The 24,351-nt window shown below is 62.0% G+C and carries 25 protein-coding genes and 1 pseudogene; 16 read left to right on the top strand and 10 right to left on the bottom strand.

The annotated features are described in order from the left end of the window. Nucleotides 1-86: 86 nt before the first annotated feature. Together G8767_RS36060 and G8767_RS32110 are read left to right on the top strand one after the other, a co-directional pair. Nucleotides 87-314 (top strand): hypothetical protein, encoded by a 228-nt coding sequence (locus tag G8767_RS36060; RefSeq protein WP_231783839.1) that lies wholly within the window; start codon nt 87-89, stop codon nt 312-314. A 1,471-nt stretch (nt 315-1,785) separates the two neighbouring features. Further along, on the top strand, nt 1,786-2,766 hold the full coding sequence (locus G8767_RS32110) for a GGDEF domain-containing protein (RefSeq protein WP_231783840.1): 981 nt from the start codon (nt 1,786-1,788) through the stop codon (nt 2,764-2,766). Here G8767_RS32110 and G8767_RS32105 read toward each other — a convergent pair. Continuing rightward, nucleotides 2,763-3,521, bottom strand: a complete 759-nt coding sequence (locus G8767_RS32105) for a hypothetical protein (protein WP_064442793.1) — start codon at nt 3,519-3,521, stop codon at nt 2,763-2,765. The two genes, G8767_RS32110 and G8767_RS32105, sit on opposite strands and share 4 nt — an antisense overlap. 274 nt (nt 3,522-3,795) lie before the next feature. Here G8767_RS32105 and G8767_RS32100 point away from each other — a divergent pair, with 274 nt between their 5' ends. After that, complete coding sequence (locus G8767_RS32100; protein ID WP_240952946.1) at nt 3,796-5,979, top strand: Rv1355c family protein; 2,184 nt, start codon at nt 3,796-3,798, stop codon at nt 5,977-5,979. A 228-nt stretch (nt 5,980-6,207) separates the two neighbouring features. Here the strand turns inward: G8767_RS32100 and G8767_RS36435 are convergent, their stop codons facing one another. After that, nucleotides 6,208-6,333, bottom strand: a complete 126-nt coding sequence (locus G8767_RS36435; RefSeq protein WP_256670359.1) for a hypothetical protein — start codon at nt 6,331-6,333, stop codon at nt 6,208-6,210. A 277-nt stretch (nt 6,334-6,610) separates the two neighbouring features. On the opposite strand from G8767_RS36435, the gene G8767_RS36430 reads away from it, so the two are divergent. Genes G8767_RS36430 through G8767_RS32085 form a run of 3 tightly spaced genes read left to right on the top strand, consistent with a single transcriptional unit; the run spans nt 6,611 to nt 7,498 of the window. After that, nucleotides 6,611-6,862 (top strand): recombinase family protein, encoded by a 252-nt coding sequence (locus tag G8767_RS36430; RefSeq protein WP_257217828.1) that lies wholly within the window; start codon nt 6,611-6,613, stop codon nt 6,860-6,862. Beyond that, on the top strand, nt 6,837-7,097 hold the full coding sequence (locus tag G8767_RS36425; RefSeq protein ID WP_238592572.1) for a recombinase family protein: 261 nt from the start codon (nt 6,837-6,839) through the stop codon (nt 7,095-7,097). The genes G8767_RS36430 and G8767_RS36425 overlap by 26 nt, the downstream gene beginning before the upstream one ends. A gap of 59 nt (nt 7,098-7,156) precedes the next feature. Beyond that, nucleotides 7,157-7,498 carry a hypothetical protein gene (locus G8767_RS32085; protein WP_240952945.1) on the top strand — a complete coding sequence of 114 codons (342 nt, stop codon included), beginning with the start codon at nt 7,157-7,159 and terminating at the stop codon, nt 7,496-7,498. Between the two features lie 89 nt (nt 7,499-7,587). On the opposite strand, the gene G8767_RS32080 is transcribed toward G8767_RS32085, so the two are convergent. Then, a complete protein-coding gene (locus G8767_RS32080; RefSeq protein ID WP_042926623.1) occupies nt 7,588-8,193 on the bottom strand; it encodes a recombinase family protein in 606 nt (201 codons plus the stop codon). Nucleotides 8,194-9,197: 1,004 nt separating this feature from the next. On the opposite strand from G8767_RS32080, the gene G8767_RS32075 reads away from it, so the two are divergent. The 6 genes from G8767_RS32075 (at nt 9,198) to G8767_RS32050 (ending at nt 14,569) form a co-directional block, all read left to right on the top strand. Beyond that, nucleotides 9,198-11,288: an MMPL family transporter gene (locus tag G8767_RS32075; RefSeq protein ID WP_240952948.1), complete on the top strand. Its 2,091-nt coding sequence runs from the start codon at nt 9,198-9,200 to the stop codon at nt 11,286-11,288. A gap of 26 nt (nt 11,289-11,314) precedes the next feature. Then, entirely contained in the window at nt 11,315-11,566 is a 252-nt protein-coding gene (locus G8767_RS32070; protein WP_070159981.1) for a YgaP-like transmembrane domain, read from the top strand. A gap of 44 nt (nt 11,567-11,610) precedes the next feature. Then, complete coding sequence (locus tag G8767_RS32065) at nt 11,611-12,027, top strand: DUF302 domain-containing protein (protein WP_042926750.1); 417 nt, start codon at nt 11,611-11,613, stop codon at nt 12,025-12,027. After that, a complete protein-coding gene (locus tag G8767_RS32060; protein WP_149357445.1) occupies nt 12,027-12,800 on the top strand; it encodes a sulfite exporter TauE/SafE family protein in 774 nt (257 codons plus the stop codon). The genes G8767_RS32065 and G8767_RS32060 overlap by 1 nt, the downstream gene beginning before the upstream one ends. Nucleotides 12,801-12,878: 78 nt before the next feature. After that, nucleotides 12,879-13,148: a metal-sensitive transcriptional regulator gene (locus G8767_RS32055; protein ID WP_149357444.1), complete on the top strand. Its 270-nt coding sequence runs from the start codon at nt 12,879-12,881 to the stop codon at nt 13,146-13,148. A 53-nt stretch (nt 13,149-13,201) separates the two neighbouring features. After that, nucleotides 13,202-14,569, top strand: coding sequence for an MBL fold metallo-hydrolase (locus G8767_RS32050; protein WP_149357443.1), 1,368 nt, complete (start codon nt 13,202-13,204; stop codon nt 14,567-14,569). Nucleotides 14,570-14,931: 362 nt separating this feature from the next. Here G8767_RS32050 and G8767_RS32045 read toward each other — a convergent pair whose 3' ends face one another. Genes G8767_RS32045 through G8767_RS32030 form a run of 4 tightly spaced genes read right to left on the bottom strand, consistent with a single transcriptional unit; the run spans nt 14,932 to nt 18,433 of the window. After that, nucleotides 14,932-15,534 (bottom strand): cadmium resistance transporter, encoded by a 603-nt coding sequence (locus G8767_RS32045; protein WP_149357442.1) that lies wholly within the window; start codon nt 15,532-15,534, stop codon nt 14,932-14,934. Between the two features lie 49 nt (nt 15,535-15,583). Then, entirely contained in the window at nt 15,584-16,108 is a 525-nt protein-coding gene (gene lspA / locus G8767_RS32040; RefSeq protein WP_042926744.1) for a signal peptidase II, read from the bottom strand. After that, on the bottom strand, nt 16,105-18,057 hold the full coding sequence (locus tag G8767_RS32035) for a cation-translocating P-type ATPase (RefSeq protein ID WP_149357441.1): 1,953 nt from the start codon (nt 18,055-18,057) through the stop codon (nt 16,105-16,107). Before G8767_RS32035 ends, lspA begins: the two co-directional genes overlap by 4 nt. Then, on the bottom strand, nt 18,050-18,433 hold the full coding sequence (locus G8767_RS32030; RefSeq protein WP_074447176.1) for a metalloregulator ArsR/SmtB family transcription factor: 384 nt from the start codon (nt 18,431-18,433) through the stop codon (nt 18,050-18,052). The genes G8767_RS32035 and G8767_RS32030 overlap by 8 nt, the downstream gene beginning before the upstream one ends. Nucleotides 18,434-18,595: 162 nt before the next feature. Between G8767_RS32030 and G8767_RS32025 the strand changes: the two genes are divergently transcribed. Next, on the top strand, nt 18,596-18,781 hold the full coding sequence (locus G8767_RS32025) for a hypothetical protein (protein WP_042927015.1): 186 nt from the start codon (nt 18,596-18,598) through the stop codon (nt 18,779-18,781). Between the two features lie 89 nt (nt 18,782-18,870). Here the strand turns inward: G8767_RS32025 and G8767_RS36420 are convergent, their stop codons facing one another. Beyond that, entirely contained in the window at nt 18,871-18,996 is a 126-nt protein-coding gene (locus G8767_RS36420; RefSeq protein ID WP_257217809.1) for a hypothetical protein, read from the bottom strand. Between the two features lie 205 nt (nt 18,997-19,201). On the opposite strand from G8767_RS36420, the pseudogene G8767_RS36055 reads away from it, so the two are divergent. The 3 genes and pseudogenes from G8767_RS36055 to G8767_RS32015 all read left to right on the top strand — a co-directional run. After that, nucleotides 19,202-19,492: pseudogene (locus G8767_RS36055) on the top strand (site-specific integrase); the annotation flags it as partial. 102 nt (nt 19,493-19,594) lie between these two features. After that, nucleotides 19,595-20,485, top strand: coding sequence for a tyrosine-type recombinase/integrase (locus G8767_RS32020; RefSeq protein ID WP_240952947.1), 891 nt, complete (start codon nt 19,595-19,597; stop codon nt 20,483-20,485). Next, a complete protein-coding gene (locus G8767_RS32015) occupies nt 20,485-22,962 on the top strand; it encodes a site-specific integrase (RefSeq protein WP_149357439.1) in 2,478 nt (825 codons plus the stop codon). Before G8767_RS32020 ends, G8767_RS32015 begins: the two co-directional genes overlap by 1 nt. 155 nt (nt 22,963-23,117) lie before the next feature. Here G8767_RS32015 and G8767_RS32010 read toward each other — a convergent pair whose 3' ends face one another. Continuing rightward, complete coding sequence (locus tag G8767_RS32010; protein WP_051649769.1) at nt 23,118-23,663, bottom strand: universal stress protein; 546 nt, start codon at nt 23,661-23,663, stop codon at nt 23,118-23,120. Nucleotides 23,664-23,713: 50 nt separating this feature from the next. Next, nucleotides 23,714-24,277 (bottom strand): histidine phosphatase family protein, encoded by a 564-nt coding sequence (locus G8767_RS32005; RefSeq protein ID WP_064445034.1) that lies wholly within the window; start codon nt 24,275-24,277, stop codon nt 23,714-23,716. Nucleotides 24,278-24,351 lie beyond the last annotated feature (74 nt).

The following is a 24,351-nucleotide window of genomic DNA, read 5'->3' as shown; positions in this document are numbered from 1 at the left end:
CCGCGAGTGGCTCTCGCCTCTCCCGCCCTTATCTGTCTCAGTTACGTCGAAGTAGGCGGACGAACCCTTCTCCGGATGTGGTCGCTGTGCTTGCTAATTTCTTCGGCGTCGATGACAAGTATTTTTATCTGCCGGTCGACAGTGAGGGGGCGGAACCGTCGGTTGTCATCGACTGTCTCGAACAGGGGGCGTTGCGGCAACTGTTGGCTGCAGTGGTCGGCCTTTCCGAGTCGTCCACAGGGCTGGTCGTCGACATGGCGGAACGTTTGCGCCGCGCAGAGAAACTTCCAGAGATCACTGCGGGCGCTGATTGACCGAAACGTACTGCTATAGAACGGTTCCCCGACGCTGAAAGGTGAACGCTCTGGAGTGGTAGGGACGAGTATCTGCTCCTGACTGGGGAACTCGTTTTCGAAGACCACTGGGACTGCTCTCCGGGATGCGTTCGACTATGCCGTGCTCGATCGTCGGAGAACGTTCGGCGTGTTTGCGGTGCGATCGCTCACTACCCGACGTAGGGTCGGATTCCGCCAGATTATCGACCCAACCCCGAGAGTATGGCGCCGGGGGACGGGTCACGGCATTTCTCTGCCTACCACCCCTACTTGAGGTCCCGTGCCCTTTGCCGGCTCTGGGCGTCCGGCTCGCCGGCAAGCTTCACTCCCTTACCGCCCTGCTCGAGTAGCACCTTGAGGCGGCTGAGCAAGTTCGCTCAACATGTGACAGAGGTGAACGAGCCGCCGGTACCGAGGTTCTCGTCAGAACCTCGGTTCCTGCTTGCCTGCCGGGCAGGCAAAAAAACGTCGCGTTGCGAGCGATGGGAGGACCGCGCGGAATGGTGGCAGTGACCGAGAGTGCCGAATACGCCCATCGGATCGACATTCCAGTTGGCGTCCGCCAGTAGGGGGTGGACGTTCGCGCGAGCCTTCACCAACTGAAGTCCGGATGGGGAAGTCGCGGAGTTCGGTGATGAGGGCTTCGAGGCGTAGACCTCAGCGAGGTAGGTGAGAGCGCTACCTAGGGTTATCCAGAACTTTCCTACTCAGTGTGTAGAAGGCATCCGAGGGCCCGCCCAGCTTTCGGTCCCTGACCTAGCGAGTGCGCAGCCGGGAATATCCCGATCTACGGAGGTGCTGGGCGCAGCGATGAAACCGGCGGCGAGAAGGAGCAGGGAGGGGCTAGTTGCGCGGCCGAATGTGGGAAGGACATCGGGTCTCCATTTACCGGTACTAGGTGTGAGTGCCAGCAACCGAAAGCTAGAAACCTGTTGTAATTTGCCTGGCGTCGCTGTCGACGTGACGGGACCGAGACGTCGGCAGCGAATGTAATCCAGGGGCGCCGAGATGGAGCTATTCTGCGAAGGCGCCTCGTCCGAGAATGGATCGGACACTAACCGCAGTGAGACGAGTGCGAGTGGTTCGCGTCCAGCGAGACCGAGGTAACGAAGTATGTGCTGAATAGGAAAATTCGAAGTGTAACGGAAAGGTGAGACGAAACGATTGGGTTTTTTCCTGCTGATTTGCCCGAAATTGCTCCGGTTAGCGTCAAAGCTGGAAATTGTCTACTCCGGCATTACTGAACATACTTTGCGGTTTTTTCCGCTAGGGTGGGCGGAGTGAGGCCACATGGGCTGTATGCGAGATATGTCAGGTTTCGGGAGAGAACGGATGCTCGGTCGTTGGCTGTGCTCTTGAGCACGGGCGGGGCCGTCCCACTGCCGGCGATCGCGTTATTGTCTCCTTCATTCACGCGAACGGGTACAGGCCTGTATTTTGCGCTATCTGGGTGAGTACGTTGGGAATCTTTCTTCTGACACTGACCGTAGGTCGTTTGTCGGACCGAATGTTTTCCGTCGTGGGTTTGATCGGGATGGTCGGCATCGCTGCATCCGCCTATCTGGTGACAGATCCGCTGGCAGCCCGGGGAATCGTCACTCTGCTCTCAGCGATACCGGCTATCGCGGCGATGGCGTCGAGTAGACGGGTCATCGTCGGGCACACGATCGTCGCGATAGCACTCGCTTGTGCGGTAGCGGTCACCGTGGCTCACGGGTTTGCTGCTGCTCTGGTCAGCTGCACTGTGTCGGTGACGGTAATTTGGTTGCCGGTGTTCATGATCGGAGCCTTGCGTCGCTCGCTCGTGTTCACTCAAGCGCGGTACCGGGAGCTGGCCCACACCGATCCGTTGACGAGTCTGCCCAATCGTCGAGGGTTTCTCGATCGAATCGAGCGATATCACCGCAGCTATCCCGCCAGCACGGGGCAGATGGGTTTTCTGATGATCGATGTCGATCATTTCAAGCAGATCAATGATCTGTTCGGTCACAGCGCGGGGGACCAGACGCTTCGCAGCGTTGTTGCGGCCATCGCGCGAGCGGTGGGCTCGGGAGTGCTGGTCGCCAGGTCCGGCGGCGAAGAATTTGTCGCTTTCTTCGCCGCCTCGGACTTGAATGGAGTCGAGGCTCTCGCCGAACGGATCCGAGCGTCGGTAGCCGAGTCGTGCGACGTGACGGTGAGTATCGGGGCGATTTACTGTGAACTCGACGATCACCCTGCTTCGCCGGAGATGTCGTTGGGGGAGTTGACGGATGTCTTGACCCACCGTGTGGATGCCCTCATGTACGCCGCCAAGGCAGGGGGACGCAATACGGTTCGGTGTCAACAGCTTCCGAGGATGAGGGTGAACTTGGTGCATGGGCAACCCAGCGATGTCAGCCGGCCCGCGTTGTTCGAGATCGGGACATCAGCGGTCGACCCCGTTCACTAGCGAAGCCCCTGCGCCGCTGCGAGATATGTGTCGACTGCTCGTTGATTGTGTTTCACCGTGCTCGGGCTCAGTGTTTGGTGCTCGGCCCGCATGAGTGGCCACAGGGCAGGATCTGCGTCCGCGCGCAATGATCGACGATCCCACCACATCATGCGCGTGCGATAACGCCCGTCGGGATACGCGGCCGCCGGTATCTGTGTATCGACCCGGCCCCCGGATGATTCCCACCTACTTAGTACGTGGTCAGCGGCCGTTGCCATCACGAAGCGAGATTGCAGACGCTCCATCGTCGGCAGTGCCACTCTCGCCAACGCAGCAGACAATTTCCCGGCATGCGGGGACTTCGGAGAGACCCACGCCGACTTCATCTCCACCACCCCGTCGGGGATTCGGGTAGCGATCGCCTCACGTACAGCGTCGAGACCCCTGTTGCCCGCCCATTCGACCACAGCATGTGACTGAGAAGCGCAGACGTAGGGTCCCTGCGCGCGTACCCCGCCCACGACCGCCCCGTCGTCGACGAGGGCGTAGAACAAGGAAGTCGAAATGCCGTCTCTCACCGCCGGTACATCCAAGGCCGCTTGCGCTCCGTACCTCTCGTAGGCTTCCCAAGCGCCGCACAAATATTCTTCCCAGAGATTTTCATCCGCTGCAGGATGGGAGAGAACCAACCGGACACCATCGGTGTCGGGCACCTCGACAGCTGCGTAATTCGCATCGAAGTTACCGAGCGTGTATTCGGTGATCGCCGTCATCACATTCCCCTTCTAGAAAATCCGGATCGGCCAGCTGCAGCCGGAACTTCGCGAGTACCGCCCAGTCGGGCACTCGCCCGCTGATTGTCCGCCGACGCCTCGGCTAGGGCTTCCCGACACACACATCTGCCCCACCACGCACCCTGGTGAGCAACGCCTCACACACGAAGTGCTTGGATATAGGTGACGGACGAGTGATCAAGGCCCGCCGCACAACTGAGAAGCGGAAGGGATCGTGATGCAGGACTTCACCGGCACAGACCAGGTCTCGGCAATGAACGAGACAACGCAACGGCGTGCGGAAATCTTCGACGAAGCCGACGCGGCGCAGATGCGCCGTGTGACCGAACTGCGCACGTCCGGAGCCATGATTCTCGATACGCTTGCCGACCAGCAGCATTCGCTGCTCACTCTCAACGAAGAGTCGGATGCCGACGACGTCGCGGAATCCTCTCGCTGGATTCACTACCCGTGGCGCCGCACCCTGGTGCATCTTCTCGGACCCGGCGGGTTCTGCCGTCTGCGTCTGGATCGCAACCGCAACAAGATCACCAACGAGGAACAACTCATTCTCTCGCGGCTTCGGGTCGGGCTCAGCGTCGGCAGTGCTATCGCGCATGCCCTCGCTCTCGAAGGCGTCGTCGGCTATATGCGTCTGGCGGACTTCGACGACCTCGACCTGTCCAACCTCAACCGTCTCTCGGCCACGGTCTTCGACCTCGGAGTCAACAAGGCAACACTCGCTCAACAACGAATCGCAGAACTGGACCCGTATCTCCCTGTCGATGCCTGGACAGAAGGCGTCGACGAAGCCACTATCGACGACTTCCTCGAAGGACTGGACCTGGTGATCGAGGAGTGCGACTCCTTCGACGTGAAAGTACTCGTTCGCGACCGGGCCCGGCAGCGTGGCATTCCTGTCATCATGGAAACCAGCGACCGCGGTCTCCTCGACGTGGAACGATTCGACCTCGAACCCGCCAGGCCACTCTTTCACGGCCTCGTCGGGGATCTCGACGCTGCCACCGTATCCGGGCTGAGCGTAAAGGAAAAAATTCCCTTCGGACTACGAATCCTAGAAGGGCGTGAGATTTCAGCCCGCATGGCCGCCTCGATCCTGGAAGTGGGCACCACCTTGGCCACCTGGCCTCAACTCGGCGGAGATGTTTTGCTCGGTGGGGCCTCTGTTGTCGCCGCGATCCGCCGATTCGGTCTCGGGGAGGCCCTCCCGTCAGGGAGAGTGCGCATCGATATCGGTGAGCACCTCGACCAACTGAGCGACCCGCACATTCCCCACGACTCGATCACCTCAGGAACGGGGGGCGGGTCGCGCCCGATCGATCTACGGGCACAGTACGACTCACTCTCCAATGAAGAAGCAGTCGCCTTTGCCGCTACACGCGCGCCCTCCGGAGGTAACGCGCAACCCTGGACCATTCACACGGACGACAATGCCCTCACCCTCCGTATCGACAAAACCCGCTCGTCGAGTGCGGACATCGAGTACCGCGGAAGTTTCGTCGCGCTCGGCGCCGCATTGCACAACGCCCGGGTCGCCGCTGCACACCGACATATCCTCGGAGACACAGTGATCACCGGCGACGGCCCGGCGACCTCCGTGCGAATCACATTCACTGCCGGCACCGACGTCTCCCTCACTCACCAACTCCCCGGAATGCTCGATCGACGCACACATCGCGGTATGCCTGAAACCGACTCGACCCCTTGCGATCTGACGGACGTCTCACATCTAGCGGCGAGCCTGACCTCCACGACGGCAGGAGTACATCTGATCCAGGACCGGGATACGATCGCACGGTTGGCCGAGAACATCAGTGCCACCGACCGCATCCGATTCCTCACCGACGCTCTGCACCGGGAGATGATCTCCGAGCTATGCTGGCCGCATTCACGCGACCTTACCCGTGGTATCGAGATCTCCAGTTTGGGCACTCCCACGGCAGAACTCGCCGCCCTCGAACTCCTGCGTCGCCCGGACGTCATGGAACAATTGAACGACTGGGATGCCGGGCAAGCGCTCCGAGCACAGACCCGCACACGTCTGAACTGCAGTGACGCCGTCGCCGTCATCACTCAGCAGGGTATTTCCGCAGCGGACTACATCCGCAGCGGAGTACTTGCCGAAGAGTTCTGGATACGCGCCCAATCGCTCGGTTACTCCTTGCACCCACTCACACCCGTGTCTCTCTACGCCACCGACGTAGACCAGCTCCGCACCCTCGCGCCGACCCGAGCCTGCGAGCTCACCGCACTGGCGGACGAGCTGACAAAACTCACGGCACTCCATACGGGTGAACATGCAGCCCTCATCGTGCGCATCTTCCGCACAGCGATCCCGGCCCCGGCGAGCCGTCGGGAGGCGTACTCTAGGCCGCATCGAGACAGAGAAGCGCGCGACCACCGATGGCTGAATTGGGCGGATGGTTGGCAGGGATGACTGTGTGGGTAACCGACGCCGGCGGAACCAACCTCAGAGATCGACATGCTCGTGACCGCAGCGTCCACTAACGCCACCGTTGCACGTAAAGCTGCTCATTTTTCTCGCGCGCTGCGGGCACAGTCCTATCCCGCTGCGCAGGATTAGAGTCGTCAAAAGGCAAAACTGCAGTCAGTCGTCGACCGGGGCAGGGATTGACTGCTCGATCAGGTCTCTTAGGGACGCAGGTCAGACGACGTTGTTGTCGATGGTGATGGGTTCGTTTTCGAGAGCGTCATCGTCGACGGGGATTGTCTGCTCGCCGCGATCGACATCTGATGTTGCATCGTGCGCTGCGTGCGGAATGGATGTCATGGCCGTTACTATCCTTTACGTAGTCGCGGGTGATTCGTTGAGTGTCCTGTCGCAGTGAGGCGCTGTGTGCTTCGAGTTCGAGCACTCGCCCGATGCCGACCAGATTGATGCGGTCTGCGATCAGTTCCGCGACGCGACCAAGTCGGATGACGCTGACCTGATCGCCGAAATCGACTCGGTCGTCGCCGACACCAACAAGAAAGTCTCCAACCCCGAGCAGATCAAGAAATACACGATCCTTGAGGTCGATTTCACCCAGGAGACCGACGAATTTACGCTGACGCTCAAGCTCAAGCGCAACACCACTCTCGAACAAAACCCCGAACTGCAAGAACATGCACTCCGACAAGCCAGCGCAATCCGCATCTTCACCGACTACAAATCCGGCTCCAAAATGCAGCGCCCCCAGCTCACCGAATGCCTGAACTACCTCCGCGACATGACGGTGAGATGTCCTCGTCCTCTGGAAACTCGACAGGCTCCGACGATCCGTCCGCCACGTCATCGACACCGTTCACAACCTCGGTGAACGCGGCATGGCGTTCCGTTCCCTCGCGGAAGGGTTCGACACCACCACCGCTGGCGGCGAATTCCTTTTCCACCTCATGGCCGCGCTCACTCAAATGGAACGCCGCATGATCGTCGAACGCACCGAACGCGCTCGTGCACTACGTGAACAAGGGAAGAGCCTCGATGCCATCGCCTCGACACTCGGCGTCGGCCGGTCCTCGGTCAGTCGCGCAATTCTGATGGGCGCCCAATAGATCGATTCCTATGGCAACTGGTAGTTATACGTTCGAATTATGTTGCAGTCCAAACGAATATGAACATCACTGAAAGGGCTGAGGGCATACGACTGACTGTTACCCGAGTTGACTGTGGTGACACGTGCGGACAACCAGTTGAAGATACCCTCGAACCCACCATCGACAACGGCGCAGCCTTCGCGCGCTGGGTCGACGCCATCAGCGACATCATCGAAACCGCCATCACCGAAGGCGAACTCACCGACACCCCCACCACACACCGACTCTCATGGAACCTATGCGCCGGCACCATCGGAGCAGCCAATGCATCAGCAACCCTGCGAGAAGACATCGACCTCGCAACCCGCATCGAAGACGCGATCGCAGCACAGCTGCGCAATGCACTCACGCCCGCCTGATCCAACTACGGGCACCGAAATCGCTTGAGGAGCAACTAGACCGACAACATCTGCACCATTGACCTAGTGGCCGGATCCCACTTTCGAGCTCAGTTCTCGACCCGAGGGGTCCGGTCGCTAGCTTCCCGCTCGATCCGCGCAAGCGCAATATTGGTATACAACGACGAACGCTTCAAACCCGTGTTCTTACATAGTGTTTCGATCTTGAACTGGCCCGTTTCATAAATTTGCAGTAGGTACGCACGCTCCTCGGGTGAGAGCTTGTGCGGCCTACCTTTCATCTTCCCAGCAGCTGTCGCGGCGGCAACAGCATCACGCGTGCGGGAACGAATCAGATCCGACTCGAACTCCGCCATCAACGCAAGAATGCCAATGAACATCTTCCCCATCGGATCAGCCGGGTCGTACACCTGACCATCAATCGACAGCGACACACCCTTCTCCGCGATCCGCTCTACCGTCTCATGCAAATCTTTTGCCGAGCGAGACAGCCGATCGAGCTTCGTCACACAAAACACGTCGCCGGCGCGAGCCGCGTTGATCGCATTATCCAAACCCGGCCGACGAGCCTGCCGGCCACTGACGCCATGATCGACATAGACCATGTCACGATCCACACCGGCCTTCACCAGAAGATCCACCTGAACCGCCGTGTCTTGCCGGACCGTGCTGCACCGCGCATACCCGATTTTCACGCCACCCCCACTGCCGAACACGATTTGTCCACTAGAGCCTACGCCATACCGGACAAATTCAACGGACACCCAAATTGGACGTTTCGGTACGAAATTTCGCCACGTCAGTCGCGCCCAGGCGCCCGTTCTTCATCGTCCGGTATGACGAGGGTCAAACCGCACACCCGAAGTCGCAGGAAGCGACTCAGGATGCAATCGACGAAATGGCCAGGCTTCCGATATCGGGGACTCCCAGCATCCTTATCGCCTGAGGACGTCTTCGCGTCTCGGTGCTGCTCTCGGAAAGACGGCGCCTCCATTCCCGAGGGCTTGGGATCGGCGGAGATCGAAGTTCGTTGGGTGCAGATCGTTGCGCCCTGTCGAACTCAGCTTGGCGGTCCACAGATTCTTCGAGGTAGCAACTGGGAAGGCGACCTCGTCGTTCTCCGATCTTCCGCAGCGGGAGTTTGGAACTTTTGACGACGCGCCATCGAAACGTCACGTGGGTGCGTCGCGCTGGACGAGAGGTCAGGGTTCCCGCATCGTCACCTGACGAGCATCTGCCCATTCATCTGTGGGCGCCCGAGGGGTAGGAAGGTCCCAAGATCATATACCCCCAGGGGTACTTGCATACCCCCCTGGGTATGTGCCACAGTGGGTAGACGCTCGTCAGAAAGGACTGCCCATGTGTTACCCCGCCCCGTGTCCGATATGCGAGAAGATCACGTGGGCAGGTTGCGGTCGACATGTCGACGACGTCATGAAGGATGTTCCACGGCTTCGGCAGTGCACCTGCTCTACTCAGTCCGTTGGTCCTATCGATCGGTGCAGCGCCTTGCGATCGCTGTTCCGCCGCTAATCCGGCCGCGAGTGCAAAGGCCTAACCCTCCAGTTGGGTCAGGTTTACCGGCGACTAACTCGCTTATTGGAATACCCCCACCCGTATTTTAGGAGAAGTTATGTCTGTGCCCGACACCGTGACGGCCACCGGTCGTGACGATCGTGATCGCGTATCTACACCCGGCATGCTCGGACGCCTGGGAAGCGCGATGGTCGCACGCCGCCGATGGGTGTTCGGTGTCTGGCTGATCGCGCTTGTCGCGCTCGGATCTGCAGCGCCGTCGGTTTTTTCGTCACTGGCGGGTGCTGGGTGGCAAGCCAACGGATCCGAATCGGTCCAGGTCCGTGAACTCGCGCAACAGCATTTCGGCGGGAACTCCTCGGCCGCGGTTCAGGTGGTGGTCCATTCGGACACCGCGTCGATCGACGATCCCACCGTGCAGCAGACACTCATCGACGTCACAGCTGTGTTCGACGGTGACACCCGGTTCGGTGCCGTCATCGCCCCACAGCCAGGTATGACCATCAGCCCCGACGGCCACACCGGCATCCTCATCGCCGGCGCCAACGCAAACACGGACGACATGGTCAAAGCCGTCGACGATGTCAAAGACGAGCTGACCGCACTCTCCGGCGACGGTATCGAGGTCTATCCCACCGGATCCTCCGCGTTGTGGTCCGACTTCAACAAAGCCAACCACGATGCGATGATTCAGGCTGAACTATTCTCTTGGCCAGTCACTTTGGCGATCATGGTGCTCGCATTCGGCTCCCTCGTCGCTGCCGGGCTGCCGCTGTTGCTCACAGTGGCCGGACTCGTCGCCTCCGCCGGCGGTTTGGTGCTGCTCAACGAGGTCACACCGATCTCGGTATGGGCGATGAATTTCGCGATGATGTTCGCCCTCGCTCTCGGCATCGACTACGCCTTGTTCATCGTCGCCCGCTTCCGCGACGCCCTCCGTACGGCCGATCCACGAGCAGCCGTTGCCGAAACCATGGACACCGCAGGCAAAGCGGTGATCCTGTCCGGACTTACCGTCCTGGTCAGCCTCTCGGCAGTGCTGCTCGTTCCCGCACCGGCCGTGCGCACCATGGCCGTAGGCATCATGCTGGCCGTCACGTTCGTTCTGATCGCCACCATGACACTTCTTCCGGCCACGCTGGGCGCACTCGGCCCCAAGGTCAACGCAGCATCCCTGCCTTACGCGAAACGCCAACAGCACCGATCCCCGAAGTTCGCTGCGTGGGGCGAATTGCTTCACAAGTACCCATGGCCGTTCGCGCTGGTCTCCGTCGGCATCCTCGTCGCCCTGGCCTTACCTGTCCTGGGACTGAAGGTGGCAATGCCGTCCATCGCTGTCGTTCCCGACGATGCGCCCGTTCGGCAAGGTTACGAGTTGGTTCAGGCCCAGTTCGGTGACGGGGCACCCGGCGCGCTGCAGATAGTTGTCCCGTCTTCCGATGCGGCTGCTACCGCCGCGGCAGCGAGCAGCGTCGACGGGATCTCGATGGTCACCCCGCCCACACCATCAACAGACGATTCGAACTACACACTGCTGCAAGCGTTTCCTGCCGTGGACCCCTCCTCGGAGGCCATGGGCACGATCCTCGGTGACCTACGCGCACAACTACCGGAGTCCGCGCTCGTCGGCGGCGCGCCAGCGGAGAACCTCGACCTGCAGCAAGCCCTGAACGACTACCTGCCGTTGGTTATCGGGATCATCCTCGCCCTCGGCTTCATCCTGCTGCTCGTCGCTCTGCAGGCACCACTGATCGCGATCCTCGGCACCGCCGTCAGTTTGCTGTCGACCGCCGCAGCGTTCGGGGTTGCGAAGCTGATCTTCCAAGACGGACACGGATCGTCGCTGCTCGGCTTCACCCCTCAAGGTTTCCTCGACGGCTGGGGGCCGGTGTTCTTCTTCGCGATGATCTTTGCCATCGCCATGGACTACACCGTGTTCCTGCTCGCCACCGCGAAAGAACACTACGAGAAGACCGGGGACCCGAAGGCTGCTCAGGTCGACGGCCTCGCGCACTCCGGACGCGTCATCTTCGCCGCTGCGGCGGTCATGGTCGCCGTGTTCTTCACCTTCGCGCTCTCCGATCCGCTCCCACCCAAGGAAATGGGCATCATCCTCGGCGTCGCGGTGTTGCTCGACGCCTTCCTGATCAGGCTGATCCTGCTCCCGGTCCTGCTCCGGCTGAGCGGTCACGCTGCATGGTGGGCACCGGGCTGGCTGCGCAGAATGTTGCCGTCGATCCGCTTCTCGCACTGACCATTACAACACCTCACGGAGGAATCATGACCGATCCGAACATCACGCATTCGAGCACGTCTGCCGGGTGGCCGATCGAACGTATCGTCCCCGCACTGGCCGCCGGCGTAACCGCCACGGGCCTGACCCTCGGCGAACTCCACGCACCACGGTGGAGGCTGCTCAGCGCCTTCGCCGCCGCGAACCTCGCCCTCTACGCCGCGGTCGGTTGGTGCCCGGCAAGTGCGCTTCTCACCAGAGCGGGCGTACCAAGTCTTCGCCACCCCCGAAACGGATAGGCACACAATTGCCGCAGTTCGACGAACGGAAGGAATTCTCCACCATGACCATCGCACTCTCGACCACCTTGACCGACACCGACTTCGAGACGGCGGTCACCGCCACCAAAGCAGCACTGTCCGAGCAAGGCTTCGGCGTGCTGACCGAAATTGACATGCAGGCCACCCTGAAAGCCAAACTTGGCACAGACATGGAGAAGTATCTGATCCTAGGCGCGTGCAATCCCACGCTTGCACACCGCGCCGTAGGAATCGTGCGTGAGATCGGCCTGCTACTGCCCTGCAACGTCGTCGTCCGTGCCGACACCACCGCCGGATCGGTCATCGTCGAAGCGATGAACCCGGACCTCATGGTCCAAGTGACGGGCGAACCAGCACTGTCAGATGTCGCGGCCGAGGCCACCACCAAACTCCAAGCCGCCCTCGACGCGCTCGGCAGCCAGGGTGCAGTACGCAGTTGATGACGTTGACCCTGGCACTGGCGCTCGGCCTCACCGTCGGAATCCTGCTCGGTCTCCTCGGAGGCGGTGGATCGATCCTCGCTGTCCCGATCCTCGTGTACGCCCTCGGGCTCCCCCTGCCGGAGGCGATACCGACTTCGCTGTTGGTGATCGGTGTCGCCTCCGCGGCCGGGGCCATTCCCAAGGTGCGGGCGCGGCTCATCGAATGGCGACTCGCGGCAATCTTCGCCGCCACCGGCATCCTCGGCACCCTGGCCGGCACTGCCCTCGGCAAGCTTCTACCCGAAGCTGCCGTGATGATCGGCTTTGCGATCGTCATGATCCTCGCGGGGGCACGCATGCTGCGCAGCACCGACAATCCCGGAACCGCCTGCAGGACCAGCAATTCCGGGATCAACTGGCGCCGATGCGCACCTCGGTCCATACCGACCGGATTCGGCGTCGGTGTCCTTACCGGACTATTCGGCGTCGGCGGAGGCTTCTTGATCATCCCCGCATTGGTTCTGCTACTGGGAATCGAGATGAGTGTCGCCGTCGGAACCTCTTTGGTGGTCATCGTCGCCAACTCCGCCGCCGGACTCATCGCTCAGGCCGAGGGCCTCAGCGGAAACTGGCCCTTGACGGCAGCGTTCGCAGGCGCAGCCATTGCGGGTTCGTTGGTGGCCGGACGATTCGGCACACGCATCGCCACGGACTCACTTAGGCAGTGGTTCTCCTACCTGGTGTTTGTCGTGGCAGGTTACGTCCTCATTGACACACTCGTTCTCGGATGATCGACCGTGCACCCCCTTAGATGCCCCCGGGGGTAATCTGGCAATTTCTGGCATCACCATGCATCTGAAGGAGACCCCATGATCGGCGACGAAGACAGCATCGCATTGGTCCTCAACCGCCTCCGCCGCGCACACGGCCAACTCTCGGGAGTGATCGGCATGATCGAGAACGGACGCGATTGCAAAGACGTTGTCACCCAGCTCGCCGCTGTTTCCAGGGCCCTCGACAAAGCGGGCTTCAAGATCGTCGCTACCGGCCTCCGAGAGTGCATGACCGGCGGAACGGCAGACAACAAAGAACCCATGACCGAAGCAGAACTGGAAAAGCTCTTCCTGGCGCTGGCCTGAACGCCCGCTTCACGTCAGGAACGAGGCCGACCGACAACATGTAGGAGCTCCTCATGAGCACGACCGACCCGGACATCGCCATCATTGAAACTTCCAGCCTCGGCGACCGCAGCTATCTGATCAGCCACGACGGTATCGCCGTGGTGATCGATCCACAACGCGACATCGACCGCGTCCGGGCGCTGGCAGCAGAAAAGAACGCTGTCATCACCCACGTGCTGGAAACCCACATCCACAACGACTACGTCACCGGCGGCCTGGAACTTGCGCGCGCCACGGGTGCCGAATACGTCGTCCCGGACGGCGATCCGGTCCAATACGAGCGCCGAGCAGTCGTCGACGGCGATGTCGTCGACGCGGGATCGACGACGTTCGAGGTCATGCACACCCCAGGGCATACTCATCACCACGTCAGTTACGTTCTGCACCGGCGCGGCGAGCCGATCGCAATCTTCACCGGCGGCTCAATGCTCTACGGGTCCACCGGGCGCACTGACCTGCTCGGCTCCGAGCACACCGATGAACTGACCCACGCGCAGTACCATTCGGTCCGCCGTATCGCGGCCGAACTGGCCGCTGAGGTGGAGGTCTACCCCACACATGGGTTCGGTAGCTTCTGTGCCGCAACTCCGACCAGCGGGGACTCGTCCACCATCGGTGAACAGCAGCAGTCCAACCCCGCACTGACTCAGGACGAACACACCTATGTCGACGAGCTCATCGCAGGCCTGTCTGCATATCCCGCGTACTACGCCCATATGGGCGTCATCAACACCCAAGGGCCGGCCCCGATCGACCTGTCCATGCCCGAGCCCGTCGATCCAGACGAACTACGTCGCCGCATCGACGCCGGGCAATGGGTCGTTGACCTACGAGCACGCACCGCTTTCGCCGCCGGCCACGTCGATGGCTCTCTCGGGTTCGAACTGTCGACCAGCTTCGTCACCTATCTCGGATGGCTTTATCAGTGGGGCGTGCCGTTGACGCTGATCGGTGAAACAACCGACCAGATCGCCGAGGCGACCCGCGAGCTGGCTCGGATCGGCATCGACAGTCCCTCCGGATCCGCCGTCGGTGAGATTCACTCGCTGGTCGGCGACGGAAAAGTCCGCTCCTACGATGTATCCGACTTCGCCGGACTCGCGGCGGCCACCGGCGAACGTGAGATAAGCGTCCTTGATGCGCGTCAACAGTCCGAGTACGCGGACAGCCACCTTCCTGGTGCCGTGAACATTCCCCTCCACGAGCTACCCCACCGACTCGAGGAAGTTTCCGCGGCCGAAGTGTGGGTGCACTGCGCATCCGGTTACCGCGCATCGATCGCCGCTTCACTTCTCGACCGTGAACACCGCACAGTGGTCCTCATTGACGATGACTACGAGCATGCCGTGCAGCTCGGCCTCCACACACCGCCCGCCTGACGAATGCGCCGCCGCTGCGCAAGCCGCACGATGCGAGTGGTTCACGGGGCTGATCTCCCCGATTTCAGCAAACGGCCATCGGATAATTCCGACAGAGGGCAGGAAGCCCAACCCCTACCCGTGCCGACGTCCGAGAAGGCGGCCACCGCTGGTCCAACGATCATTCGGGCGCCGTCCGAGTTTGTCGTTCTGCCAACTCGCACTGGATCTTCCGCTCGCATTTGCTTCGGTGGCCGGACCGTTGTGACGCGCCATGCACGGCTCCGGCCGGGATGCGGTGCGCGGAGTCGCAGACATCCGAGTGCCCCGGCGACCGTGAGGAGCCGGGACGGATCAAGGTGCCACCGTGCCAGCAGTGTCGGTCATGCCGCGGCGGCGATCAGGCGGCCGATCACACCGGATTCGAGCAGGATGATGACGCCCAGCCCGATGAAGACCGTGGGCACGAGCCAGTGCTCGACGCGCTCGAGGGTGTCGATGACCTTCTTGTGGGTGCCGAGCATTCTGCCGGCGGCGCACCAGAGTCCGACACAGATCAGGAACACGGCGATGGTAACGATGGTCTGGGGCGCACCGAGAGTGCGGAAGACCGGGGTGTAGACGGCGATGTTGTCGGCGCCGTTGGCGATGGTGATGGCGGCGACGCTGATCGTCCCGGCCGCGACCACTACGGGTTCACCGTCTCCGTCGCTGCGTAAGCCCCGGATCAGTCCCCAGATTCCTAGCGACAGGGGAAGTAACCCGAGTAGTCCAACCCAGTCCTCAGGCACGATCACCAACCCGAGGGCGGCGACCACACTGATCGCGACGAGGGTGATCAGGCCGAGGTACTGGCCGGCAACGATCTGCCATGCCCGCGGCCGTCCTTGACTGGCGGAGGCGACGAACAGGACGGTCAGTACGACGATGTCGTCGATGTTGGTGCCGGCGAACATCGCTACCGCCGCGGCGATGGTGCCGATCATCCTCGCATCCGGCGGCTGCCGCGGCGCGGCCTGATCTCGGGTATTGCTGTCATTTCGAACTCTCCTGTGCGGGCGGGGGATCGGCCGGGTCGTGGGTGGACTCAAAGATCAGTGATGCGACGAGCAGCACGACGCCGCAGGTGATGTAGGTGTCGGCGAGGTTGAAGGTGGGCCACCAGCCGGTGTGGAAATAGTCGGTGACCTTTCCGTCGACGGCACGATCGATCACGTTGGCGGCAGCTCCGGCGAGGATCGCCGACCAACCCACCGTCCCCACCAGTGAAGCGGTGGGGACAGTGCGCCAGGCGTAAATTCCGACGCCGAGAGTGATGGCGGCGGTGACCGCGAGGATGATCCAGGCCGGAAGCTGGTGGCCGATGCTGAACGCGACACCGCTGTTGTACGCCAACTTCAGTTGCAGCAATCCCATATCGACGGTGCGTGCACCGGAAAGGGTACGGCGCGCAACGGGTTCGGCCGACAGTGCGATCGCGATGAGAGCGAGACCGACGACCACGAGAATCACCCGCCGCGTGCTACCTGTGCGGATTGATCGAGCCGCTAATTCGCTCACGTGCGGGCCTCGACCTTCCCCGCCGGTGCGGGTACCGATCCGGCAGGGAAGGCTTGCGCGCGGCCGGCCCGGACACCGTTGGCGATGACCACGATCTCAGCGACCTCGTGCACCAGGACCACGGCGGCCAGGCCGAGAACCCCGAACAAGGCCAACGGCATCAGAACGGTGATGATCGCCAGCGACAGTCCGACGTTCTGCAACATGATGGTCCGGGAGCGGCGCGCGTGCGCCAACGCCTGCGGCAGGTGCCGCAGGTCCTCACCCATCAGAGCAACATCGGCGGTCTCGATGGCCACGTCGGAACCCATCGCGCCCATCGCGATACCCAAGTCGGCGGTGGCCAGGGCGGGGGCGTCGTTGACACCGTCCCCGACCATCGCCGTCGGACGGCTCGCACGCAAGGTTTCCACGATCCGCGCCTTGTCCTCCGGGCGCAGGTCGGCGTGCACGTCGTCGATCCCGACATCTGCGGCCAGCGCCCGGGCGGTGCGTTCGTTGTCGCCGGTGAGCATCGCGACGGTATAGCCGCCGCGGCGTAGCCCGGCAACCACCTCACGTGCTTCCGGTCGGAGCTCGTCACGCACGGCGACCGCCCCGATGACCGTTCCGGCGCGCTCGATCAGGACCGCAGTGGCCCCGGCGCGCTGCATCCGCTCGATATCCCCAGACAGCGACCCCGGCTCGATCCAGCCCGGTCGACCGAGCCGCACAGGTACTCCGTCGATGAAGCCTGTCAGGCCCGCCCCAGTGACCGCGTCCACGTCGTCGGCGGGTTCGTAGTCGTCGACGGCGGCGAGAATCGCCCGAGCGAGAGGGTGCTCGCTGCGCGCCTCCAGCGCTGCGGCCACAGCGAGAACGTCCTCGCGGCTGGTGCCGTTCGCGGTGGCCACGTCGATCACGGCAGGTTGGTTGCGGGTGAGGGTGCCGGTCTTGTCCAACGCAACGGTGCGGATCCGGCCGAGAGCCTCGAGTGCACCGCCGCCCTTGACCAGGACACCAAGCTTGGACGCCGCACCGATTGCAGCGACAACGGTGACAGGGATCGCGATGGCCAGCGCACACGGGGAAGCTGCAACCAGCACCACCAAGGCGCGTTCGATCCACACCAACGGATCTCCGAGCACACTGCCGACCGCGGCGATAACTGCGGCGACGATCATCACGCCCGGAACCAGCGGTTTGGCGATCTTGTCGGCGAGGCGCTGCGCCTCGCCCTTGCGAGACTGCTCAGCCTCGACGATCCGCACGATCTTGGCCAGCGAATTGTCCTGCGCATCAGCGGTGACCTCGACTTCGAGGACGCCGGTACCGTTGATCGACCCCGCGAATACGTCGTCGCCGGGACCGGCTTCGACGGGCACCGATTCTCCCGTGATCGCGGAGGTGTCCAGGGCAGTGCGGCCGGTGCGAATGACCCCGTCGGTGGCGATCCGTTCCCCAGGCTTGACGACCATGAGCTCACCGAGCTGGAGTTCGGAGGGCGGAACGGTTTCCTCGCGGCCGCCGCGGAGAACTGTCGCGGTGGCCGGCACCAGAGACAGCAAGGCCCGCAGGCCCCGGCGAGTGCGGGTGACCGCATACTCTTCGAGTCCCTCGCTGATCGCGAACAAGAACGCGAGCATGGCCGCTTCGCCGACCTCACCGAGCAGTACCGCGCCGACAGCCGCGATCGTCATCAGGGTGCCGACCCCGATCTTGCCCTTGACCAGGCGCGCGAGAGTGGACGGGACGAACGTGTAACCGGCAATGACCAGGGCGCCCACCTCGAGACTGAGCCCGAGAGCATCCGGCCCACCGGCCAGACCCACTATCAGCGCCGCGATCAGCAGCACACCTGCCGCGGCCGCTGCCCGGATCTCGGTTACCTGCCACCATTTTTCGGGACCGTGCTCCTCCTCGCCTTCGACGCGGGGTTCGTCGTGACCGCAACCGCATGCGTCACTCATGGCTAACTCCGCTCTCGATACCGTAATTCGGGCACAGGGCAACCGCGTTCCCCGTCGCGGCAAGTAACGTCTCCGCAGAGGCGAGCAGATCCATCAACTCCGGCCGGGCCAGCGAGTAGAACACCTGCCGGCCCTGCGGACGCCCCACAACGAGATTGCAGTCCCGGAGACACGCAACATGCGCCGATACCGTCGACTGCGCCAAATTCAACTCGCCGACAAGGTCCGCAACCCGAGCTTCACCGTCTGCGAGCCGCCGCACGATGGCCAGACGGGCACCGTCGGAGAGGCTGTGAAACAACGCCACCGCAGCTCCGAGAGCCGAGGCCGAACTGTCCGCAGAGACTGCGGAACAACCATCACTACCAATCGTCATATGACGATTATATCGCATTAGGACGATTAATAGGTAACAATGTGGATAGCGCTGTGACAACAAGCGGGAGTGTTGTAGACCTGTTCGAGGTTGTGGAAGAGATAGAAGCACTCGACATGGTGACAGGGGAGCGACTCTACCGACTCGCAGGAAGGCATCACTATGACCGAAACAGTCGCTCCCACACGCTTTGTCGTGATACCCCGCACCGAAGAACACGGCGGATACGAGAACGAGTGCTTCACGCACTACGTCCAAGACGGCCGCGGCCGCTACTGCCTACGCGGACCGATGGTCCAGTCAGACGCGGAATGGCTTGCAAACAAGATGAATACACAGTTGGGCTAACCAACAGGCAAGGCCCGCAACGGATTCGGTGCGGGCCTCACTGCTGCACTCCTACGCCGGGGTAGGACGTTCCGGCATCTTCATCAAGATCAGATCCGCACCGTCCTTGTACCGGTAGGCCACTGACCATCCTTCGTCAGCACCGTTCCGGCCTGGTCCTCGTCCGGGGCTGGACTCCACCCTTGGACCTCATCGGGTTCTGCATTCTCGGTCATCTCGTTATTGTCTCAACCTCGGAAAACTGGCCGAAACCAGTACAAACCCGCGCACAGTAGAAGTCATGAGCGCCGCCACGGGAAAACCAGTGTCGCCGATGCTCGCCACACTCGGGCATCCACCGACGGGGGAGCGCTGGCGTGTTAACTGAACTAACGTTTCGCATCATTGCAGGTCAGATGTGGTGCTGATACTTTCCTCAGTATGTGCAGCGAGACGCGCCGGGCTGATCTTGCAGGGCTGGTCGTTCCCGACGTGGGGCGGCTGATTTCGACAGGTTCCGAAGCAGAACCGTACAGGTTACTCGATGCGTCCGGTGAGGTAATCGGTACAGCGACACTATTTTTCGAGGAACTTCACGCGTGTGACCGGTCGTCGGCGACGATCCGATCGTACGGACATGACTTGTTGCGGTGGTGGAGATTTCTCGCAGCGGTCGACGTGGGATGGGAGAGAGCCACTCCCGCGGAGGGCCGTGATTTTGCGCGTTGGATGAAGATTGCGGATAAACCCAGGCGTGAACACTGGCGGAGACGGGGCGAAAAAGTCTCCGGCACAACACCTGTAGGGGGCAACGCGGCCAAGAGTGGCCATTGGATGGTCAACGAGGTCACCGGCAAGCCGCGGCAGGGACAGAAATTCTCCCCGGCCACTCGAGCGCACGCGGAAACGGTGTTGCGGGCGTTCTACGATTTCCAGATGAGCATCGGTGCCGGGCCGGTCGTCAATCCGTTCCCGGTGGATCGCTCGCCCCGTGCCTTTCGGTCGAACGCGCATCACGATCCGCACGATCCGTTTCGTAACGAGCGGAAGGGCCGATACAGACCCAAGGTTCCGAAACGGATACCGAAGCGCATTCCCGACGACCGTTTCAACGAACTATTCGCGGCGTTGTCCTCTAACCGAGATCGGGCAATGTTGGCCTTTTGGGTCTCGACCGGTGCCCGCGCCGACGAGCTCCTGTCGATGTCCCAGCAGTGTGCGGATCCGGGCCAGCAATTGATCACGGTAACAAGGAAGGGGACCCGGGAGGTCCAACAGTTGCCGGCGTCGCCAGATGCATTCGTGTGGTTGCGGATCTATCAAGAAGAGGCATGGGGAAAGGATGCCCCTCGCGGCTGCAATCATCCCTTGTGGATGACGTTGCGAAGGCCGTGGCGGCAACTGTCATATTCGGGTGCGCGCGCGATGTTCTCACGGGCGCAATCGATGTTGGGATCCAATTGGACCATTCACGACCTGCGCCACACCGCCGCCTATCGGATGACGAGCGATCCTGACATGCCGTTGTCCGATGTGCAATGGATCCTGGGCCACGCGCACCTGACAACCACTCAGCTGTATCTGACCCCGAGCCGCGACGAAGTTTTCGCACACGTCCGAGCCCACCATGCTCGACACCCCGGCAACACCCAATCGATGCCCGCACCGCCAGCGCCGGGCTACAACCCGGCAGTACTGGACGTACTTTTCGGAGGTCGACGCTGATGGTTTCTGCACGTGTCTCCAAAGTGCCTGCCAGTTGGAGCCTGAACGTCGATGCCCGCGAAGGTGCGAACCGCAGTGTCATCGACACACTCCTCGACCGGTATCCACCCCGTGTGGTGCCATCGTCGTGGAAGACGACCGAACTCGGCCGAGTAGCCGCCCTGAAGCGGGTGGAAGCGCTCATGATCCGGGCTCCGGGTAGCGAGAGCTTTCAGCGCGATGCCGTCCGAGGTGCTGGGCTGCTTTTGCGTTGGCTGAACTCGTTTCCGGGAAAGAGCTGGCAAGACCGCTGGAACCACAGTGGCGTCGCCGAACACGGTCTCGGATGGGTTTCGATACCGGAAACGTGGCTGGACGCACAAGGCGTGCCATCGGTCCGGCCCACGGTCCTGACCCACGCCCTGATCGGATTGTTCGTCGCGGATCTGATTCGCCCGCATTTACGTTTCGTAGTCCAACTGCACCGGTCGCACTACTGGCGCGACTGGGCGGCAATCAGCCGAGATCCGAAAGGATTCGAGCGACTGGAGACCGCGGCAGGTGCAGAGACTGCCCAAGCAATGCAAGGTCGAACTGCACGATGGCAGATCTCCATGTTGATCCTGTCCAAAGGCGGCGGCCTCTCCGACATCACCGTCGGTGACTGCGTCGAACTTCGCCAGGCGGAGCTCGCCGTATGTTCGAGAGGTAAAACGCGCTACCTCTTCTACAAACTTCTCCACGACATCGGGATCTTCCCACCAGACGCGCCACCGACATTACGATTCGTCACGGTGTATCGAGGACAGAGCACCGTCGCAGAACTCGTCGATCGCTTCGACATCGCAAATTCCGACGTCCGGAATCTCCTCGTGGACTATCTGTCCGAGCGTCACCCTTCGTTGGATTACACGACGCTGGACAATCTCTCACGACATTTGGCGCTGCATTTCTGGAAAAACCTGGAGACCACCCATCCGGGCATCGACTCGCTGCAACTCGACCGCGGCGTAGCCCAGGCGTGGAAAGAACGCATGCGGTGGAAGGTCAGCCGCCGCCGACTCCCCGACGGAACGTACGCCGAGACCCGTAGTCCACGAATGAACTACACCGACATGCTGACAGCTGTGCGCGCGTTCTATCTCGACCTGGCGGCGTGGGCAGCACTCGACCCCGCACGGTGGGCACGGTGGGTAGTGCCGTGTCCGATCGGCCCCGGAGAGACGAGCGCGAAGAAGATTGGGCGCCGACGCAAAGCACGCATGGATCAGCGCACACGAGAGCGACTACCTCGACTGCCTGAACTGGTGCGGATCGCCGAACAACGAGCCCATGACGCCAAGATGCTCCTCGAGGCCGCTGTTGCGGCATCGCCGGGCTCCAAATTCACCGTCCTCGGCAAGACCTACACCAAGTCGGACCCATGGTTGAAAGCAAGCGCCGACGGCATTCCGGTGATCTACGACTCCGAGGGACGAACCATCCGGCTCCGAGAAGCCGAGAACCGGGCATTCTGGGCTCTGGCAACCGTGGAAGTCCTGCGACACACAGGCGTTCGAATCGAAGAGATGCTCGAAATCAGCCACCACAGCATCACCCAATATCGATTACCCACCACCGGAGAGCTCATCCCGCTACTGCAGATAGCACCCTCGAAGACAGACGAGGAACGCCTACTGGTGGTCAGCCCGGACCTCGCCGACATGCTGTCGACAATCGTGTCCCGAATACGCGGCGCGGACGGAGGGGTACCTCTTGTACCTCTCTACGACCGGAACGAACGTATCTGGGTGGCACCCGCCCCACTCCTGTTCCAATGGAAATGCGGCGGTCACCACCGCGCGGTGTCCGCAGGCCTGATCCGCAATGCACTGACCGAACTCATCGATGCAGCAGGAGTGAAGGACGCAGCAGGCGAACCACTGTACTTCCAGCCCCACGATCTGCGCCGAATCTTCGCTACCGACGCCATCATGAACGGCATGCCTCCGCATATCGCTCAAGTGCTGTTGGGGCACAAGGACATCAACACGACCATGGGATACAAAGCCATCTACCCGGAGGAAGCGATCAACGGTCACCGCGCCTTCATCTCGCGCCGACGCGCCCTCCGCCCGAGCGAGGAGTACCGCACCCCGACAGATGCCGAATGGGATGAGTTTCTCGGACACTTCGAGCGCCGCAAACTCGCCCTCGGCGAATGCGGCCGCGCCTACGGCACCAGCTGTCAACACGAACACAGTTGCATCCGGTGCCCCGTCTTACGTGTGGATCCCGCACAACGTTTCCGACTGGTCGAGATACGCGACAACCTTGCTGCCCGAATTGCCGAGGCAGACAGCGAAGGCTGGATCGGTGAAGCAGAAGGACTCCGCGTGAGCCTGGCGGCTACCGAGGAAAAACTCGACCACATCGATCGGCGAGCCCGTCGTGCCGTTCAACTCAACATGCCAGGGTTCCCGAACATCGTCGCGCACACCGTTCAACCTCCCGAATGACGAGTTTGAACCTTCACGGAAGACCCTGTTGACGCTCCGTCGGGGTGCAAGGGATCGTCGGTACCCGCTACGATCATGGCCGGGTGTTTGGTGTCCAGATGGCGACGCTGTCTCTGTTTTCTCTTCCCGGGGGCAGGCAGTGCAGGCTGTGGACATTAGCGCACTTGCGGTGGCCATGCTGTCGCAGTGACGGCAGCGGGGATCAGGAGTACCGGGTATTGATCCTGACGAGTGAGTCTGCTCGAGACGGAGGTGTGAAGCAGGGCTCCCAGCGCCGATACGGCTCCCGTACGTGGTGCGCCGACGACGATGACGAATGCACCGTACTCTTTTGCCGATTTGAGTAGATATTCTGCCGGGTCGGCTCGCACACAGTCGTAAGTCCAGGCTCCGGGGAAGGTCTGTAGTGCTGCCACGGCATGATCACGTTGTGCGGCGACCGCGTGTTGGAAGCGGTTCTCGTACTGGGGCGAGTCGGTTTCGATCGGCATGTCTTCGCTGTCGACGCAGTGCACGACATGGACGTCGGCGTCCTGGCCTGCGGCGAACGTGACCGCGAACGCCAACGCGTTCTTGCTGATGTCGCCGGTCCCGAAGCCTACGACGACATGCCTGGTTGTGGCCATCTGCGGGCGGGATTGACCGAGATGAGATGTCAGTGGTGATCGCACGGTGTCGTGGATGTGTGGGGAGTGGGTCATGGCGTCCTCCTCGTCGAGTATGTGGCGCAGTGGGTGTTCGGTGGTTTCGGTCAGATCTGGGGTTGCTGATCGACGAGATCTATCTGCCACTGTCCTTGCGAGTAGCTCAGCCGCTGATAGGACCCGGTGGGAACGGTCAACGCGATTGCCGGGTCGAGGCGTTTCATCACGGGGCGGATGACGGCGTCGTGGGTGACGACGATCAACGGTGTCGAATCCGAGGTGTGTTCGGCGAGGTCGTCGAGAGCGGGCAGGACGCGGGCGAGGACGGATTCGGTCGGTTCCACACCTGGTGCCGCGTCGACGGTGCCCCATTCGGCGAGGACTTCACTTTTACGATGCCCGGTCCAGAATCCGTAGTCGCGGTCGTTGAAGCGGGCATCGACGTAGTGCTCGATACCCATTGTGTCGGCGATGATCTCGGCGGTGCGGGCTGCACGCTGCAAGGGGCTGGAGAGGATCGAGGCCGCTGCTGCCTCGGACAGAGCTGCAGCGGCTGCGGCGGCTTGGCGTTCGCCGACGTCGTCGAGCGGTGGATCGGCCAGACCGCGTAGACGTCCGTCGGCGTTGAACGCGGTGTTCCCGTGACGGACGAGGTAGAGCTCGATGGCCATGAGGATCCTTTTCTGTCGGTGCGCCGGTCCGCTGGTCACGAATCGGCAGGGTTACCGGGCGTCCATCCGCTGAA

The organism is Rhodococcus sp. IC4_135 (assembly GCF_011602025.1).
In the GTDB taxonomy this organism is placed as follows: domain Bacteria; phylum Actinomycetota; class Actinomycetes; order Mycobacteriales; family Mycobacteriaceae; genus Rhodococcus_F; species Rhodococcus_F baikonurensis.
This window is presented reverse-complemented; position numbering and strand designations above follow the sequence as displayed.

What these genes read in the sequence shown, in the direction of transcription:
- G8767_RS32035 (WP_149357441.1), bottom strand. Translation starts at nt 18,057, where the DNA reads ATGAGTGACGCATGCGGTTGCGGTCACGACGAACCCCGCGTCGAAGGC.
- G8767_RS32045 (WP_149357442.1), bottom strand. Translation starts at nt 15,534, where the DNA reads ATGATCGGCACCATCGCCGCGGCGGTAGCGATGTTCGCCGGCACCAAC.
- G8767_RS32085 (WP_240952945.1), top strand. Translation starts at nt 7,157, where the DNA reads ATGAACATCACTGAAAGGGCTGAGGGCATACGACTGACTGTTACCCGA.
- G8767_RS32075 (WP_240952948.1), top strand. Translation starts at nt 9,198, where the DNA reads ATGCTCGGACGCCTGGGAAGCGCGATGGTCGCACGCCGCCGATGGGTG.
- G8767_RS32070 (WP_070159981.1), top strand. Translation starts at nt 11,315, where the DNA reads ATGACCGATCCGAACATCACGCATTCGAGCACGTCTGCCGGGTGGCCG.
- G8767_RS32065 (WP_042926750.1), top strand. Translation starts at nt 11,611, where the DNA reads ATGACCATCGCACTCTCGACCACCTTGACCGACACCGACTTCGAGACG.
- G8767_RS32015 (WP_149357439.1), top strand. Translation starts at nt 20,485, where the DNA reads ATGGTTTCTGCACGTGTCTCCAAAGTGCCTGCCAGTTGGAGCCTGAAC.
- G8767_RS32050 (WP_149357443.1), top strand. Translation starts at nt 13,202, where the DNA reads ATGAGCACGACCGACCCGGACATCGCCATCATTGAAACTTCCAGCCTC.
- G8767_RS32100 (WP_240952946.1), top strand. Translation starts at nt 3,796, where the DNA reads ATGAACGAGACAACGCAACGGCGTGCGGAAATCTTCGACGAAGCCGAC.
- G8767_RS32005 (WP_064445034.1), bottom strand. Translation starts at nt 24,277, where the DNA reads ATGGCCATCGAGCTCTACCTCGTCCGTCACGGGAACACCGCGTTCAAC.
- G8767_RS32020 (WP_240952947.1), top strand. Translation starts at nt 19,595, where the DNA reads ATGGTCAACGAGGTCACCGGCAAGCCGCGGCAGGGACAGAAATTCTCC.
- G8767_RS32025 (WP_042927015.1), top strand. Translation starts at nt 18,596, where the DNA reads ATGACCGAAACAGTCGCTCCCACACGCTTTGTCGTGATACCCCGCACC.
- G8767_RS36420 (WP_257217809.1), bottom strand. Translation starts at nt 18,996, where the DNA reads ATGACCGAGAATGCAGAACCCGATGAGGTCCAAGGGTGGAGTCCAGCC.
- G8767_RS32010 (WP_051649769.1), bottom strand. Translation starts at nt 23,663, where the DNA reads ATGACCCACTCCCCACACATCCACGACACCGTGCGATCACCACTGACA.
- G8767_RS36435 (WP_256670359.1), bottom strand. Translation starts at nt 6,333, where the DNA reads ATGACATCCATTCCGCACGCAGCGCACGATGCAACATCAGATGTCGAT.
- G8767_RS32105 (WP_064442793.1), bottom strand. Translation starts at nt 3,521, where the DNA reads ATGACGGCGATCACCGAATACACGCTCGGTAACTTCGATGCGAATTAC.
- G8767_RS32030 (WP_074447176.1), bottom strand. Translation starts at nt 18,433, where the DNA reads ATGACGATTGGTAGTGATGGTTGTTCCGCAGTCTCTGCGGACAGTTCG.
- G8767_RS32055 (WP_149357444.1), top strand. Translation starts at nt 12,879, where the DNA reads ATGATCGGCGACGAAGACAGCATCGCATTGGTCCTCAACCGCCTCCGC.
- G8767_RS32060 (WP_149357445.1), top strand. Translation starts at nt 12,027, where the DNA reads ATGACGTTGACCCTGGCACTGGCGCTCGGCCTCACCGTCGGAATCCTG.